Here is a 16,803-nt window from a genome sequence, read left to right on the forward strand (position 1 = left end):
AAAACCATAAATCACATTTTTTGTTTTTATATCTCGTTATCTTTTCGACCCGCCTGATATCCCTCATGCAGGTCCTATCTATCATCTTTACGTATTGGCGTTAAAAGGAATGAGTTCTCATTAAATTTAATCCCAAAACCTACAAACCCAATAAGCATTTTATTCTTTATACAAAGGATGAGAGTTAACTTTACTCTGTGCATAAAAAAAGCCTTTGAATAAAATAATCAAAGGCTTTACATCAACGTGCTAAATACCTTAGAAATTTGCGCGTAATGCTAGCGTGCGGTTAAACACTAAATGCTCTGGCGTTGAATCTTGACTGTCTGCACAGAAATAACCTTCACGTTCAAATTGATATGCTTTTTCAGCTTCTGCATCTCGCAAGCTAAGCTCAACAAAACCATGCTGCACGATCAAAGAATCAGCGTTTAATGCATCGGTGATCTTCTCACTACTGGCGGGATTATCAATAAGAAATAACCGATCATAGATACGAAATTCGGCTTTATTATTCTCTTTTGCATCAACCCAATGAATAACCCCTTTCACTTTACGTCCATCTTCAGGGTTTTTACCGAGAGTTTGTGCGTCATAGGTACACATTACTTGCGTAATGTTACCTTCGGCATCCGTTTCAAAGTCATGCGCACGGATAACATAAGCATTACGTAAGCGAACTTCTTTTTCTAACACTAAGCGTTTATATTTCTTATTCGCAGACTCTTTAAAGTCGGCACGATCAATATATAACTCACGAGAAAACGGTAAAGTGCGCGTTCCCATGCTCTCATCTTTTGGATGTTTCGGTGCTAGCAACGATTCCGTTTTATCGGCATCATAATTGGTAATAATTACTTTAATAGGATCAAGTACCGCCATGGCGCGCGGGCCATGCGCTTCTAAGTTCTCACGTACACACGCTTCTAAAGAGGCAAGCTCAACCGTATTTTCTTGTTTTGTTACGCCAATACGTTTTGAAAATTCACGTAAAGAAGCCGCTGGATAACCACGACGACGCATACCTGAAATCGTTGGCATACGCGGGTCGTTCCAACCGGTTACTATATTTTCATCTATGAGTGCACTTAACTTACGTTTTGACGTTAAGGTATATTGTAAATTCAAACGAGAGAACTCTATTTGACGAGGTTTACAAGCAATACTGATATTTGCGAGTACCCAGTCATATAATGGACGATGATCTTCAAATTCTAGCGTACACAAACTGTGCGTTATCCCTTCTATCGCATCAGAAATACAATGCGTAAAATCATACATCGGATAAATGCACCACTTATCACCCGTTTGATGGTGATGTGCAAAACGAATACGATAAATAACGGGATCACGCATTTTCATGTTTGGTGACGCCATATCTATCTTAGCGCGTAGCATCATACTGCCTTCAGAAAATTCACCAGCACGCATACGCGCAAAAAGATCTAAACTTTGTGCAATAGGGCGCGTTCTAAAAGGACTATCAATACCGCCTGTCGTCAATGTACCGCGATACTCGCGCGTTTGCTCAGCCGTTAGCTCACAAACATATGCTTTGTCATTTTCGATTAATTCAACCGCATAAGCATACAAACGTTCAAAATAATCAGAGGAGTAACGCACCTTCGCATTCCATTTAAAGCCTAACCAAGAGACATCTTCTTTAATAGCGCGGACATAATCGACGTCTTCTTTTAAAGGGTTAGTATCATCAAAGCGTAAATTACATAACGCATTGGGATAATCTTCGGCAATACCAAAATTTAAACAAATAGATTTCGCATGACCAATATGCAAATAACCATTTGGCTCAGGAGGGAAACGTGTCTGGATCGTTTGATGTTTGCCCGTTTTAAGATCTTCATCAATAATATTACGAATAAAATTACTTGGGCTAGTGTCCACCTGAGTCATTGCTCACCTCTAAAATAAAAAATAAAATATATGCCTATGATACTTCAAGACGGAAAATCAGCAAGCCTAATTGGGCTTGGCTTCTCTGCATAACATTAAATACAGTAATTGTTCATGAATGCCTTATAACAACAGACCAACAATGCATCAACAACAAAGATAATCTCAAATCTCTGGCCCTTTAGGGCGAGAACGAAAATACCCTTTATTTGTTGCAACCAATGAAGAAGGTAACCATTTACCGTAATTGCGCCTTGAACTGTGATCTTCGCCAGTGCCTGATAAAGCATCGGGAGGTAACATGGGAATAAAGAGAGCAATCATCTTATATTCTGCAACTAAGCTCAATAGGTAGACAAAAAAAAGACGCTATAAATAGCGTCTTTTTAATTAAAAGGCAGTAAATTTATTTAACACCTTTCATCCGCATCGCAATTCCTTCCGCTTGCGGGCCAATAATGACTTGTAAGTTGTTTTCACCTAATTTTACAACGCCCATCGCGCCTAAACTTTTAAGATCAGCTTCATTAATAATACTGCGATCTTTTAAGGTTAAACGTAAACGTGTAATACAAGCATCAATCACTTCTAAATTATCAATACCGCCTAACGCTGCGACATATTCAATCGCAAGCTCATCGCATTATCAGTCTGCATTACTTTTGATGGCGTTACTTCATCGTCTTCACGTCCCGGTGTTTTCAAATTTAAGCCTTTGATAACAGCCACGAAGATAAAGTAATACAATGCAAAGAATACAATGCCTTGTACAATCAACATATACCACTCTTTCGCTAATGGATTGCGTGACGAGAGTACCATATCAACGAGCCCTGCTGAGAAACCGAAACCTGCCATCCACTGCATAGACGCAGCAAAAAATACAGATATACCCGTTAATATTGCATGGATAACATATAAAAGTGGCGCTGTGAACATGAATGAAAATTCAAGAGGCTCTGTCACACCGGTAAAGAAAGAAGCCAAACCAGCGGCCAACATAATAGAGGCGACTTTTTCTTTATTTTCAGCTCTAGCGGTTGAATAGATAGCAAGGGCAGCACCTGGTAAACCAAACATCATAATAGGGAAGAATCCCGCTTGATACATACCCGTTTTACCGATGATGGCTGTGCCGGCATCAATACCAGACTGACCACTTAGGAAGTTAGGAATATCATTAATACCTGCAACATCAAACCAAAACACAGAGTTTAGTGCATGGTGTAGACCGACGGGTATCAATAAACGGTTCATGAAACCATAAATACCTGCACCAACAGGGCCCATATCTGAAATTGTTTCACCAAATGTTTGTAAACCATTAAAGATAATTGGCCAAATTGCCATTAACACAAAAGAAACCACGATCATCACGGCAGAAACGACGATAGGCACTAAGCGACGTCCTGAGAAGAAAGCCAATGTTTTGTGTAATTCAACGCTTGAGAATCGATTATACAAAGCCGATGAGATAATACCGACTAAGATACCGACAAACTGATTGTTAATTTTACTAAATGCAAACGGCACTTCCGAGGCGGGTATACCTTGAATTTGCGCGACAGCTGCGGGAGAAAGTAATGTTGTGACTACTAAAAACCCGACCAAACCTGATAAAGCGGCTGCGCCATCTTTATCTTTAGACATACCATAAGCCACACCAACAGCAAACAGCACCGACATATTATCTATAACGGCCGCACCCGCTTTAATTAAAAAGGCAGCTAAAGGCGACCCACCACCCCAACCATTAGGATCGATCCAATAACCAATCCCCATTAAAATAGCGGCTGCCGGTAGTACTGCCACCGGAACCATTAACGCTCGACCTACTTTTTGCATATAACCAAGAATATTCACTATTAGCTCTCCTATAATATTTGTTATTCATGATAGTGATTTCCCTTTCCTGCACTGCTACGTTTAAACGCGCCACGAAAAAAGAATGAAATTGACAATTGCTATGTGTTACTTGTCAATTATTAGTATCCATATTAACGTTTTCAGCCCCTCAATCAAACACCTACTGCTTTTTCTGTGATAAAAATCACCTATATCTTAATATATTACAAAAAATGCTAGTAAGATAACGCCACTTAATTTACGCTGTGTATTAATAGTTAACTTAATACTTTTGTGGAGAACAATATGCGTTTGATCCCTTTAAATAAAGCCTCTGATGTCGGCCTCTGGTCCGCTCGCTATATCGTTAATGCCATCAATAAATTTGCACCAACAAAAGATCGCCCTTTTGTTCTTGGTTTACCAACAGGTGGGACGCCGTTAGCAACTTATCAACGTTTGATTGAATTATATAATTTAGGCGAAGTAAGTTTTGAACATGTGGTTACCTTCAATATGGACGAATATGTGGGTATTGACCCTTCGCACCCAGAAAGTTATCACAGCTTTATGTTTAATAATTTCTTCAACAAAATTAACATTAATCCACAAAATATTAATTTACTCGATGGCCTAGCGACTGACTTAGAAGTTGAGTGTCAACGTTATGAAGATAAAATAAAAAGCTACGGAAAAATAAATTTATTTATGGGTGGCGTCGGTATTGATGGCCATATCGCCTTTAATGAGCCTGCCTCATCACTGGCTTCACGCACCCGCGTTAAAACGTTAACACCAGAGACCCGCCAAGCAAACTCACGCTTTTTTGATAATGACATCAACCAAGTACCAAAACTCGCACTTACTATCGGGGTTGGTACACTACTTGACGCCCAAAAAGTAATGATTTTAGTGAGTGGCCAAAATAAAGCATATGCTTTACAAGCAGCCGTTGAAGGCTCTGTGAATCATCTTTGGACAGTTTCAGCGTTGCAGCTACATCCGCGCTCTATTGTTGTGTGTGATGCAGCGTCCACCCTTGAGTTAAAAGTAAAAACCTTAAAATATTTTACCGAATTAGAAGTCGATAACATTCGCAATCTTTAATGCTCATTCAGGCTTAGGTTAATGAGCAGGATGCCCTTTAACCTATTCTTCTATTGCTCTTAAGAGCCATATCAATGCCGTCTAATAGAGCAGACTATCACTAAGGACATTTTATCCATGTACGCACTTACTAACTGCACCATCTATACCTCACAAAGTATCTTAAATGAACATGCGATCATTATTGAAAATGATCTGATCAAAGCCATTGTTCATCATGACGATCTGCAAAAACATATTAAATGTGTTGATTTACAAGGCGCAAACATTAGCGCCGGCTTTATTGATTTACAACTTAATGGTTGTGGTGGCGTCATGCTAAATGGAGCAGAAACAGAGCAAACATTAGAGATAATGCAAGCAACTAACCTTAAGTCTGGAACAACCAGTTACCTTCCTACCTTTATCACCGATGCTGATAATGGCATCAAACGCATGCTAAATGTCACGCGTGATTATATGCAAAAAAATAAAAATCAAGTGCTTGGCTTGCACTTAGAAGGGCCTTATTTAAGCATTGAGAAAAAAGGTATTCACCGTCCTAAATTTATTCGTAAAGCCGATAAAGAGATGATCTCTCATATCTGTGCTAACAGCGATGTCGTCACTATTTTAACTTTGGCGCCTGAAAACAACAGTAAAGAAACAATACAACAACTGTGTCAAAGCGATATTATCGTCGCACTCGGCCACACCAATGCCACTTACGCACAAGCAAAAGAAGGGATTGAGAGCGGTATTAGCTGCGCCACACATCTCTTTAATGCTATGAGCCCATTTGAGGGGCGCGCGCCTGGTGTTATCGGCGCTATCTATGACAATGACATCTATGCGGGCATAATTGTAGATGGTTTCCACGTATCTTATGAAAGTATCCGCATCTCTAAAAAAATGATGGGAGAGAAACTCTACTTAGTTACGGATGCGACAGCTGCTGCCGGTAGTAATATAGACTCTTTTGATTTTGTAGGCACCACAGTTGATTACAAAAATGGTAAGTGCACTGGCCCTGATGGCTCGTTAGGTGGCTCAGCCGTCACCATGATAGAATCTATCGAACAGATGGTTAAGTTTGTAGGCGTTGATTTGTATGAAGCGCTACGCATGGCAACCCTTTATCCTGCGAAAGCGATTTCAGTCGATCATAAACTTGGTAGTATTGAGCCGGGTAAAATTGCAAACCTCAGCGTTTTCACAAATGATTACAAAGTATTAGCAACGGTCGTCAATGGTAGCTACAAGCTCTCTTAATAAAAGCTAAAAAACTTTATTTTCCTGCGCGCCAAGCAGGGAAATAAAGATGCCTACCAACACATCTAACACATCCAAAAAAGACAAGTTCAAGTCGGGTGCATTGGAGTAACAGAAAAAGATAAAAGATGCGTCGCAGCAATACAAAGAGGCGAGCATTAACAAGGCTTGCGCCTTAGCGCGGGTGCCTGATAAAGCTTCTTATGGCAACATTAAGCATAAAATAATTATCTTTAATTAAAAGCAATCTTGCTTTTAATGAGATCGTCAGTATAAAATATTGTCAATATATACGGACATAAGCAGCAAGGGTAATATGCAAAATAACAGATCACCTAAAAATACGATTATTGCCAATATTGAGCATATCAAAACATTAAATTTTGCCACTATTTATCGTATTATTGAACTTAATGCGCCAATTTCACGCGTAAAAATTGCCAAGATGAGCCAGCTTGCCCCCGCAAGTGTGACTAAAATTACGCGCCAATTACTTGAAAAAAACCTGATCAATGAAACCGCGCGACAAGCATCAACGGGAGGCAGGTGCGCTATCTCATTAGCACCCAATTGTGCAGCTTTTTATGTGTTATGCATCACTATTGGCCATAAAAACTTATTACTGAGCAGTTATGATCTTTCGGGAAAGCCATGCCATCAGAGAAAAATAGATATCAACTTGCTAAGTGGCCAACAATTATTACAACAATTACTCGATGCCATCACTTTGTTTCTGATCGAGCGCCCCAAGCAAAAAATAAGCGCACTCTCCATCACCCTATCAGGGCTTGTCGATCCACAAAAAGGCTATATCATTTACACCCCCAAAAATAAGCTCGACGCCTTACCTTTGGTTGAAATTTTAGAAGAAAAGTTCCATATCCCTAGCTTTATCGGTAACCACACACGTAGCCTTGCATTAGCAGAATATTACTTTGGTGCCTCTAAAAACAGCGAAGATTCCATTTTGATCAGTGTACACAATGGCGTTGGCTCAGGGATCATCATTCAAGGTAAATTATTACTCGGCAAGCATTATAACATTGGTGAAATTGGTCATATTCAAGTAAACCCAGCCGGTAATAAATGCCATTGTGGGAATTTTGGTTGTCTGGAAACAGAAGTGAGCGATCCGGTTATTTTAGAAAAAGTAAGAAAAGCACTGCAACAAGGTAGTTTAAGCTGTATTGATTTAAACGATCTGAATATTGAACGTGTTTATCAAGCGGCGGCCGATAACGATCCCCTTTGCCAAAAAATAGTAGCAGACGCTGCGACTTATTTAGGTAAAACCATCTCGATTTTAATTAATATGCTCAACCCTGAAAAAGTGATCATTGCAGGAAAAATAATTTGTGCACAAAAAACGCTCTTTACCCTTTTAAAGCAATGTATCGCCCATCAAACACTACCCGACTTTCAGCGTATCGTGCAAATTGAGCCGGCTCAATTACAAGCCAACTCTACATTACCCGCTTTTGCATTGATTAAACAAGCTATCTATGAAGGCGACTTATTACAAAAAATCGGCGGATCTTAAAACATTCTTAATGCGCTATCGCAGAATATAGCTAAAGGCTATCGAGGCTACCTAATATGCTTTATCCAATAATAAGATAATAATAAAAAAGGCAACCGCTTTTACCCGGTTGCCTTTTTTATTAAATGCATGCACTGTAATATTTAAGCTTACTAGCTGACAAGTATCTGTGCTTGCTAATACATCAGCCGATAACACTACCTAACTCGAAGATAGGTAAGTACATGGCAACAATCAAGCCACCAACAATAATACCTAAAACAACCATAATAAAAGGCTCTAATAGGCTGGTTAATGCATCCACCGCATCATCGACTTGTTGCTCGTAAATATCGGCAACTTTACTTAGCATATTATCTAGATTACCTGACTCTTCGCCGATCATCACCATTTGTGAGAGCATCTCCGGAAAAGTGCCCGTCATTTTCATCGCCACGTTCATTTGCATGCCCGCCATCACCTCAGTGCGTATTTTTGTGATAGCGCTACGGTACACATAGTTTCCTGAGGCGCCAGAGGCAGATATCAAAGCATCTATCAAAGGGATCCCCGCAGCAAAAGTGGTCGATAAGGTGCGCGCAAAACGCGCAACGGCAGCTTTTTCTAAAATGGTACTAATAACGGGAATTTTAAGCTCTAATTTATCACACTGATTGCGGAATTTTTCAGATTTTGCATAAGCTTTTTTAAAAGCCCAAACACTGCCAAAGAAAAAGATCCCGATCAAATACCAGTATTCCTTAACCAGATCTGAAATATGTAATACAAACAATGTAAAAGCAGGCAATTCGGCGCCAAAGCCTGCAAAGATAGTTTTAAATTGTGGGATAACAAACAGCAAAAGTAATAAGGTGACTAAGCCTGCAACGACTAAAACCGCCGTTGGATAGAACATTGCTTTTTTAATTTTCGATTTTAAGGCTTCAGACTTTTCTTTATAAATCGCAATACGATCATAAATCGTATCTAAAGCGCCCGATTGCTCGCCCGCATCAACCAGGTCGCAATATAAATCATCAAAATATTTAGGGTGCTCACGTAACGCTTTAGACATTGGCGTGCCAGTTGATATTTCATTGCTCACTGAGCTCATTAATTCTCGTAAAGGCACATTATCCGTACTATGCGCAATTAAACTTAAGGTTTGCACTAAAGGTACGCCCGCACCTAGCATCGTCGCGATTTGCCGAGAGATCAGCGCAATATCCATGGGGCTAATTTTTTTACCAAAGCTAAAAAGAGGTTTCGCCACTTTTTGTATACGCGTGACATTGACCCCTTGTTTACGTAAGTTGGCCTTTACTTCAGCAACCGATACCCCCTGAAATTCACCGTCTATTTTCCCACCTTTACGGTTAATTCCTTTCCATTTAAACGTATGGACCGCGGTGGCCTTTATTTTTTTAGGGGCTGACATTATAAATCCTTTTTAATTAGCCTAAGTAATACGCGCCACTTCTTTTAAGCCGATCAAGCCTAACATCGCTTTTTGTAATGCAGATTCTCGCAGTGTATACATGCCTTCGTCTCTGGCAGCTTTTTCAATCTGCAGTGCATTGCCGTTACTTAAAATAATGCGCCCAATGTTTTCCGAAAATGGCATTACTTCATATATACCTACACGCCCTTTATAACCCTCATTACATTTAGAGCAACCTACGGGCTTGTAAATCATGCCCCCTTCCTCTATTTGCTGCGCAGTAAAACCAAACTTTTGTAATTGTGCATCGCTATATTTATCTTCAACTTTACACTCAGGGCAAAGCCTGCGCGCTAAACGCTGCGCAATGATAAGTGCGACAGAAGAGGCAATATTAAAGCCTTCAACGCCCATATTTAATAAACGCGTTAGTGTTTCAGATGCCGAGTTAGTATGCAATGTCGATAAGACTAAATGCCCTGTTTGGGCCGCTTTTATAGCAATTTCAGCTGTTTCTAAATCACGTATTTCACCGACCATCACCACATCGGGATCTTGACGTAAGAAGGAGCGTAAGGCAGAGGCAAACGTTAAGCCCGCTTTGTTATTTATTTGTACTTGATTGATACCGGTTAAATTTATTTCAACGGGATCTTCCGCCGTTGATATATTGCGCTCAACGGTATTTAAAATGCTCAGCCCCGTATACAAGGAGACGGTTTTACCACTACCTGTTGGCCCTGTGATTAAAATCATGCCTTGAGGTTTGGCTAAGGCCTTAATATATTTATCTTTTTGCGCGTCACTGTAACCCAATATATTAATATCTAAACTGCTCGCAGACGAGTCGAGAATACGCATCACCACTTTTTCGCCCCATATTGTCGGTAAGGTACTGACCCGCAGATCCACACTGCGCTTTTTAGAGATACGCAGTTTAATACGCCCATCTTGAGGAAGCCTACGCTCAGCGATATCAAGTTTTGACATGACTTTAAGACGCGCTGAAAAACGGTTAGCTAAATTAACAGGGGGGGTGGCAATCTCCGTTAAGATGCCATCGATACGAAAACGGATACGGTATTTTTTTTCATAAGGTTCAAAATGCAAATCTGAGGCGCCTTTGCGCACGGCGTCAAGTAGAATGCTATTAATGTATTTTACAATGGGCGCATCATCATCACCATTTTGATTTTCATCTAAGCGAGAATCTTTGTCATCCACTTCGACTTCATTGATGTCGCCAATAGCCGAATCATCAAAAACAAGGTCACCACTGTCAATCTTGGCTTCAATGGCTTTTTTTAGAAATTCTTCTTCAACAAGCAACGCTTCCGTGTGCATCGAGAAGCTAAACCCAAAGTCTTCTAATGCGTCTAAGTTGGTGGGATCAGATATAGCGATATATAAGGTGTTTTGTTGCACGTAAATAGGCAATGCGTGGTGTTTTTCAATTAACTTTTCATTTAAAAACTTTTCAGGAATATTATCGAGCTCTAAACTCGATGAGGATAATAAGGGAATGCCATATTCCATTTCACAAAATTGTGCCAGCGCGAGGCTGTCAATTAATTTATTCTCAACCAAATAAGAGACCAGCGACTTTTGCTCACTGGCAGCGCTGTCGGTGATTTGTTGCAGTTTATCGGTCGCTAATAAACCATGTGTGGCCAAGCACAAGGCAAGGCCACTTATTTTATGTATAGACATTTAATTTTTTATTAAGGCGCTGTATTCTTACACGACTTAGGAGCGTAAGCATTCTTTTTAAGTTTAGATGTACATATAAAGTGATCATCGGTATAAGTCAGAGTAATTGATTCACCCACAGTTGCATTCTTAAAATCACATTGTATTTTATCACTTGCGACAATGTATGGTTTTTTACAAATTGAAGAACCTTCTTTAGATAAACCAATATCTTGAGGTGTACTGACAACAGTACCTTCACTTGTTAATATAATGAATGCAGATTTAACACCTGATATCTCAGCCAGTGCGCCGGTTGCTTCTGCTTTACGTATATAGTCTTGGTATGCAGGTAATGCAACCGCTGCTAAAATACCGATGATCGCGATAACAATTAATAGCTCGATTAATGTAAAACCTTGTTGTACTTTTTTCATTTTTTTATCCTTTCGATCTACTGCTCTCTTTTTTACTTGTCTTATTAAAGTAAAAAAATTAAACAGTAAACACTCCATTAAATAAGATGATATTTCGTGTCGCCGAAACGATTAAAAATATCAAACATGATCCTATTTCCCTTTTAAAGTAGCGTAATATTAATACGTCACTTGTTCAAGGTAACTAAGATAATAAATAGCGCCTTACAAAAATGAGCCACATAAATGTGCCCCGATAAGCGTTTAGATCTTTTGATTTTATAAAATAAAATCTTACAGCGCCTCATTTTCGCAAAAACAACTCAAATACACAATGTGTAATTGAGCTATTTTTTACAAAGATGACAATTAAAGTCTAAAAAAGCTTAATTTAACACCAAAATCATCATATATTAGCCTCTTATATGCTTTTTTATTGGCACTGGCTTTATCGCACATTGAAAAATACGTAAACTCATTTTATAATGGGTATGCACTCTTTTAAATACTATCTAACCATGAGTTTCTTTTATGCCCGATTTATTAATGCTACGCGCACAAAAAATTTGTGCACAAAAAAAATTGCGTTTTACGCCTAATCGACAATATGTTTTCCAATTAATGGCAAAACAAAAAGGCGCTATCAGTGCCTATGATTTATTAGAGAAACTCAAGTTACATGATACCAAGGCACAACCTCCGACGATTTACCGAGCCTTAGATTTTTTATTAGAAAATCACTTTATTCACCGCGTTGAATCTATCAACGCTTATTTAATGTGTGATCATTTTGGTTGCGAACATCCCATGCAACTGCTAATTTGTGATCAATGTAAAAACGTGATCGCACTAAGCGATCCTGTGATCGATGACGCATTTTTAGCGCAAGCTAAACAATCTGGCTTTAAAATCGCCAATAAAGTACTAGAAGCGCACGGTATTTGCTATAACTGTCTTACGCATTGATTTTTTTGCTTAGCATTAAAATTATTCCAATTCATTATTTATAAACAAGTGTAGAAACCATGAATTCAGAATTTGTAAATCCTTTCCTATCTTCTTTTATTAATGTGTTGCAAACCATGGCACAAATAGAGATTAAACCCGGCAGACCTAGCCTTAAAAAAAATGCAGTAGCACACGGTGATGTGTCGGGCTTGATCGGTATGGTTGGCGCAACCGCCAAAGGATCTTTTGCCCTGAGTTTTGATGAAAAATTAGCGCTCAATGTTTTTCGCTTAATGGTCGGCGATACGCTCGATAAAATTGACGATGATATTATCGATATGGTGGGTGAGATCACCAACATGGTAGCAGGTGGTGCAAAACGTCAATTGGGTGAAAAAGGTTTTGAGTTTGATATGGCAACACCCATTGTGGTGTCTGGCATTTCACATACCATTAAGCATCAAGTGGATGGCGTTAAAGTATTAATGCCTTTTAGCTCTGAGCATGGTAACGCTTTTCTTGAAATTTGTTTTAACGAATAAAAGATTGGCTATGTAATGCTAATAAAGCATTTGTTACGCCCAACATAAATCAGCAAAAATCCTCGTCTTACACGGGGATTTTTTATGCTTACTTTTTATGCATGATTTGTCTGCTTAGTTAGTTAAATGCCATCTGTTTTTCATCTGCACGTTTAATTTATTGTGCAGACGCGGTGGCAACCATGGAGACAGATATCTTATGCCCAGTGTCCGTTGCGATATAAGGCTTAGCCCCGGTGATTAAAAACGGGAACACTAAACGTAGATCATCACTTTCACCTTCACTGCTAATACGCGTAACCCATAGCTGTTTGTCTTTTGATGGTGATGCTTTAGCGCTCAATGAGTAAGCGCTGAGCACGATATAACGCACAAAAGTAGTTTGTGTTACCTCATAGTCTCGATAGCCCATATCCGCATAATAAGGCCGATAAAAAGAGCGTCTAAGCTTAAGTGCATTATTTTTACGGTGCAGACGACCCGATCCTGAATAAAAAGAGCCATAGCCTAAACGGGGCACTGAATATGAATACTGCTTGGTTTGGGGCTTGCCAATGCCATAAGCTAATAATATTTCGACCTCCGCATGTTGCGCGTCTGTAGCAAGGTGATAACCCAAGTCTTTAAGTGCATCTACGACATATCGAGAATACTCTTTAAACTGTAAATCATCTGCGAAGGTATCTACATTACCCGGATTGAGCACATAAGTCTTTTGAGAAACAAGTGGCGTAGACAATATCGAGTCTATACTGACATTGACTTTTGATTGACCTATCGAGGCGCATCCGTTTAAAAGAAAGACCCCGATAAAAAGAATAAAATAACGCATGGCACCCACCTTTTATATCAAATACAATCCTATTTACGCGCTCTCTGCTGTCAATATGCATCTAAGCGCTCACATTCCTTTGTTACTGAGCACTTACAAATCAACATACCTTCACTTCACGTTTAATACTTTTAATTTAAGACGAATAAACTCACTATGAGAGACATAAATTAACCCTGCAACGCGGCGAATAATAGCCTCTTCAATCTCACCAAGATGATCATCTGCATAAGCGATAGACCACATCATTTCAATAACATCAAGCCTTGCCGATTGATCTAACTCACTGAGCATTGAGGTAAAATCAAAAATAGAATTAGATTCTAGCATCTCCTGCTCTGCTATTTGCATCACCATTTTAACTTCAGACTCATCAACCTTTAATAAGCGCATTAAACTTTGCTTGATCGCTGATCGCTCTGCATCAGAGGTGTCATGATCCGCATATGCGACCGCACAAAGTAATGAGGCGATAGCAAGACGACTGTCTGGCTTCGCGGTCTCTGCTTCAACTTGTAATATTGATGCTAAATACGCCGTTAATTTTTTTATCAAAATAGCCCCTGCCTTTGTTATTGATGCTGTTACAGTTATCCCAATGATACTTCAAGATGCGTTACAACCCTTGAAAAGAGAATAAGCATTAACAAAAATTGTGCCTTGAACGACTATCCGATCCAGATAAAGCACCTTGAGGTGATATGACTATTGCATACACTCTAATATCATCTAAAATGTAATCATTTAAAATTAGTTATACCAAAGGAATTAATTAAGTTTTCATGTATTGCGCAGGAAAAATTAACACTAGCAAGGCGTGAGTTGTAGGAGATAGTTGTTCTCACTTCAAAACTCACAACGCAGGTAGGGATAATTTCAACAAGCAAGACGGGTAACCTTTTTAGTTCCTTTGGTCTTAATATTAACACATGAACGATACCTCTCTTTATAAGGCAATATCATGAAATTTAAAACTCTTTTTTGCAGCTTGATCCTACTTTTTTTTATTAGTGCGTGCAGTGAAACAGAAATCCCCGTTGAAGGTAAACAGTATCAACAATTACCGAAGGCCTTAAATAGCGAACAGTTCGCACCGATCACCGAAGTGTTTTCGCTCAATTGTGGGCATTGTCGTAAGATGGAAAATATCATACCTGTATTACAAAAAATGCTAGGCCAAGATATTGCTAAAATGCATATTGTTTTTAACCCATCAGCGAAAATATCGGCCATGTTTTATTACGCAGCTGAACTACAAACGGGTAATACACCGGATCATCAGTTCATGCTTGATCTTTTTAGTGCAACACAAATGCCCAAAGAAAGTACGCAAGAGCAGAGAATCGATGCAATGAATAAAGTGTTTACATCACGAGGACTTATAAGCCCACTTAATTACGATGAAGCACAAATAAACACATTATTAAAACGTGTTGAGGAGATCACGCAATTATCAGTGCAATCAAAAATTAATGCAGTGCCCACGTTTATTGTCAAGGGTAAATACCAAGTGATCACATCAGGTCATGATACAACTGAAAAAGTAGCTGCGACGATAAAATATTTACTCGAAAAATAAGAGCTTAGGAAGAGTGTAGTAATAACGGGGATAGAGAGCAGAAAAACGAAAGAATCAAAGCACGAAATATTTATCTCGTGCTTTGATTAATAAACTAAGCGATTTTTTTTGCTTCGCTTTCACTGGCAAGGTACTCATCTAACGTACCTTGGAAATCGACTATTTTTTTATCTTTGATATCAATAATACGTGTTGCGAGCGATGATATAAATTCACGATCGTGGCTCACGACAATCAATGTGCCTTCAAAAAGTTTCAACGCACCATTTAATGCTTCAATGGCTTCCATGTCCATATGGTTAGTTGGCTCATCCATGATCAATACATTAAGATCTGACATCATTAACATACCAAATAACAGACGATTCTTTTCACCACCAGAGCAGTTTTTTGCTTTCTTATTAGCATCATCATCACTGAATAATAAACGGCCTAACATGCCACGTACCATCAGGTCACTATGACATGCACGGCGCCACTGTGACATCCAATCCATGATATTTAAGTCATTATCAAACATCTTTCCACTGTCTTGTGGGCAGTAACCAATCGTGGCATTTTCAGACCATTTAACCACGCCTTCTTGGCTTTGAAGTTCATTAACGAGGCAACGTAACAGCGTTGTTTTACCCACGCCATTTTCACCAATAATAGCAAGCTTAGCACCGGCTTCTAATATCATTTCACCTTTTTCAAACAACATCTCACCATCAAAGCCATGGCCGATGTTTTCTAATATCAAGGCTTGGCGATGCATTTTTTTACCGGCATCAAAACTAATATTAGGGCTAATACGACTTGACGACTTAACCTCATCAAGTTTAATTTTATCCATTTTTTTAGCACGTGAGCTCGCTTGTTTTGCCTTGGATGCATTAGCACCAAAACGGTTAACAAAGTCTTGTAACTCTTCAATTTCAGCGACTTTCTTCGCATTGCCAGAAAGCAGTTGCTCGCGTAACAAACTTGATTGTGCTAAAAAGAATTCATAATTACCTGGGTAAATACGCAGTTCGCCGTAATCAATATCAGCCATATGCGTACACACTGCATTTAAAAAGTGTCTATCATGGGAGATGATGATCATTGTACATTTACGTTTATTTAATTCTTCTTCTAACCAGCTAATAGTATGAATATCAAGGTTATTGGTAGGCTCATCGAGTAATAATATTTCAGGGTTTGCAAACAGCGCCTGTGCAAGTAACACACGTAGTTTCCAACCTGGCGCGACTTGTTGCATTAATCCGTAATGAAATGACTCTTCAATACCCGCTTCGAGTAAAATCTCACCGGCGCGACTTTCTGCGCTGTATCCGTCCATTTCTGCAAACTGGCTCTCTAAATCGCCAACACGCATGCCATCAGCATCGCTCATTTCAGCTTGAGCATAAATACTGTCACGCTCTTGTTTTACTTTCCATAACGCCGTATCGCCCATTATCACGGTATCAATCACGCTATACTCTTCAAATGCAAATTGATCTTGGCTTAATGTTCCGACTTTAAACCCCGGTGTAATGGATATATTGCCTGAAGAGGGTGTTAATTCACCGCTCAGGATCTTCATAAAGGTAGATTTACCACAGCCATTTGCACCAATTAAACCATAACGATGTCCGTTACCAAATTTAGCCGATATATTTTCAAACAAAGGCTCTGGGCCAAATTGCATAGTGATATTAGAGGTTGAGATCAAAGTAAGATTCCTAGCGTTATA

Annotated in this window: 16 protein-coding genes; 6 read left to right on the forward strand and 10 right to left on the reverse strand. The window is 39.2% G+C overall.

Annotated features, from left to right (window positions below):
- Nucleotides 1-258 precede the first annotated feature (258 nt).
- The 4 genes from glnS to nagE all read right to left on the reverse strand — a co-directional run bounded on the left by glnS (nt 259) and on the right by nagE (nt 3,777).
- On the reverse strand, nt 259-1,914 hold the full coding sequence (gene glnS, locus PCNPT3_RS11560; RefSeq protein WP_015466042.1) for a glutamine--tRNA ligase: 1,656 nt from the start codon (nt 1,912-1,914) through the stop codon (nt 259-261).
- 165 nt (nt 1,915-2,079) lie between these two features.
- Nucleotides 2,080-2,238 carry a hypothetical protein gene (locus tag PCNPT3_RS14200; protein ID WP_156801535.1) on the reverse strand — a complete coding sequence of 53 codons (159 nt, stop codon included), beginning with the start codon at nt 2,236-2,238 and terminating at the stop codon, nt 2,080-2,082.
- 82 nt (nt 2,239-2,320) lie between these two features.
- The gene (locus PCNPT3_RS14350; RefSeq protein ID WP_015466043.1) at nt 2,321-2,500 is read right to left on the reverse strand and encodes a PTS transporter subunit EIIB; all 180 of its coding nucleotides are present in this window, start codon (nt 2,498-2,500) and stop codon (nt 2,321-2,323) included.
- Nucleotides 2,501-2,520: 20 nt separating this feature from the next.
- The gene (nagE, locus tag PCNPT3_RS11575; protein WP_015466044.1) at nt 2,521-3,777 is read right to left on the reverse strand and encodes an N-acetylglucosamine-specific PTS transporter subunit IIBC; all 1,257 of its coding nucleotides are present in this window, start codon (nt 3,775-3,777) and stop codon (nt 2,521-2,523) included.
- Nucleotides 3,778-4,065: 288 nt separating this feature from the next.
- Between nagE and nagB the strand changes: the two genes are divergently transcribed.
- The 3 genes from nagB (at nt 4,066) to PCNPT3_RS11590 (ending at nt 7,657) form a co-directional block, all read left to right on the forward strand.
- Entirely contained in the window at nt 4,066-4,866 is an 801-nt protein-coding gene (gene nagB / locus PCNPT3_RS11580) for a glucosamine-6-phosphate deaminase (protein WP_015466045.1), read from the forward strand.
- A gap of 117 nt (nt 4,867-4,983) precedes the next feature.
- A complete protein-coding gene (nagA, locus tag PCNPT3_RS11585) occupies nt 4,984-6,117 on the forward strand; it encodes an N-acetylglucosamine-6-phosphate deacetylase (protein WP_015466046.1) in 1,134 nt (377 codons plus the stop codon).
- A 316-nt stretch (nt 6,118-6,433) separates the two neighbouring features.
- Nucleotides 6,434-7,657, forward strand: a complete 1,224-nt coding sequence (locus PCNPT3_RS11590; protein WP_015466047.1) for an ROK family protein — start codon at nt 6,434-6,436, stop codon at nt 7,655-7,657.
- Between the two features lie 184 nt (nt 7,658-7,841).
- Here the strand turns inward: PCNPT3_RS11590 and PCNPT3_RS11595 are convergent, their stop codons facing one another.
- The 3 genes from PCNPT3_RS11595 to PCNPT3_RS14355 are packed head-to-tail and all read right to left on the reverse strand — an operon-like array spanning nt 7,842 to nt 11,203.
- Nucleotides 7,842-9,074, reverse strand: coding sequence for a type II secretion system F family protein (locus tag PCNPT3_RS11595; protein WP_015466048.1), 1,233 nt, complete (start codon nt 9,072-9,074; stop codon nt 7,842-7,844).
- A gap of 21 nt (nt 9,075-9,095) precedes the next feature.
- The gene (pilB, locus tag PCNPT3_RS11600; RefSeq protein ID WP_015466049.1) at nt 9,096-10,787 is read right to left on the reverse strand and encodes a type IV-A pilus assembly ATPase PilB; all 1,692 of its coding nucleotides are present in this window, start codon (nt 10,785-10,787) and stop codon (nt 9,096-9,098) included.
- An 11-nt stretch (nt 10,788-10,798) separates the two neighbouring features.
- Nucleotides 10,799-11,203, reverse strand: a complete 405-nt coding sequence (locus PCNPT3_RS14355) for a pilin (protein WP_015466050.1) — start codon at nt 11,201-11,203, stop codon at nt 10,799-10,801.
- Between the two features lie 510 nt (nt 11,204-11,713).
- On the opposite strand from PCNPT3_RS14355, the gene PCNPT3_RS11610 reads away from it, so the two are divergent.
- Nucleotides 11,714-12,148, forward strand: coding sequence for a transcriptional repressor (locus tag PCNPT3_RS11610; RefSeq protein ID WP_015466051.1), 435 nt, complete (start codon nt 11,714-11,716; stop codon nt 12,146-12,148).
- Between the two features lie 59 nt (nt 12,149-12,207).
- Nucleotides 12,208-12,672, forward strand: a complete 465-nt coding sequence (locus tag PCNPT3_RS11615) for a chemotaxis protein CheX (RefSeq protein WP_015466052.1) — start codon at nt 12,208-12,210, stop codon at nt 12,670-12,672.
- Nucleotides 12,673-12,829: 157 nt separating this feature from the next.
- Here the strand turns inward: PCNPT3_RS11615 and PCNPT3_RS11620 are convergent, their stop codons facing one another.
- Together PCNPT3_RS11620 and PCNPT3_RS11625 are read right to left on the reverse strand one after the other, a co-directional pair.
- Nucleotides 12,830-13,504 carry a hypothetical protein gene (locus tag PCNPT3_RS11620; protein WP_015466053.1) on the reverse strand — a complete coding sequence of 225 codons (675 nt, stop codon included), beginning with the start codon at nt 13,502-13,504 and terminating at the stop codon, nt 12,830-12,832.
- A 111-nt stretch (nt 13,505-13,615) separates the two neighbouring features.
- Nucleotides 13,616-14,059, reverse strand: a complete 444-nt coding sequence (locus PCNPT3_RS11625) for a TerB family tellurite resistance protein (RefSeq protein ID WP_015466054.1) — start codon at nt 14,057-14,059, stop codon at nt 13,616-13,618.
- A 406-nt stretch (nt 14,060-14,465) separates the two neighbouring features.
- Here PCNPT3_RS11625 and PCNPT3_RS11630 point away from each other — a divergent pair, with 406 nt between their 5' ends.
- Nucleotides 14,466-15,083: a thiol:disulfide interchange protein DsbA/DsbL gene (locus PCNPT3_RS11630; protein ID WP_015466055.1), complete on the forward strand. Its 618-nt coding sequence runs from the start codon at nt 14,466-14,468 to the stop codon at nt 15,081-15,083.
- Nucleotides 15,084-15,177: 94 nt separating this feature from the next.
- Here PCNPT3_RS11630 and PCNPT3_RS11635 read toward each other — a convergent pair whose 3' ends face one another.
- A complete protein-coding gene (locus PCNPT3_RS11635) occupies nt 15,178-16,782 on the reverse strand; it encodes an ABC-F family ATPase (protein ID WP_015466056.1) in 1,605 nt (534 codons plus the stop codon).
- Between the last annotated feature and the right edge of the window lie 21 nt (nt 16,783-16,803).

It is taken from the genome of Psychromonas sp. CNPT3, assembly GCF_000153405.2.
Lineage (GTDB): Bacteria > Pseudomonadota > Gammaproteobacteria > Enterobacterales > Psychromonadaceae > Psychromonas.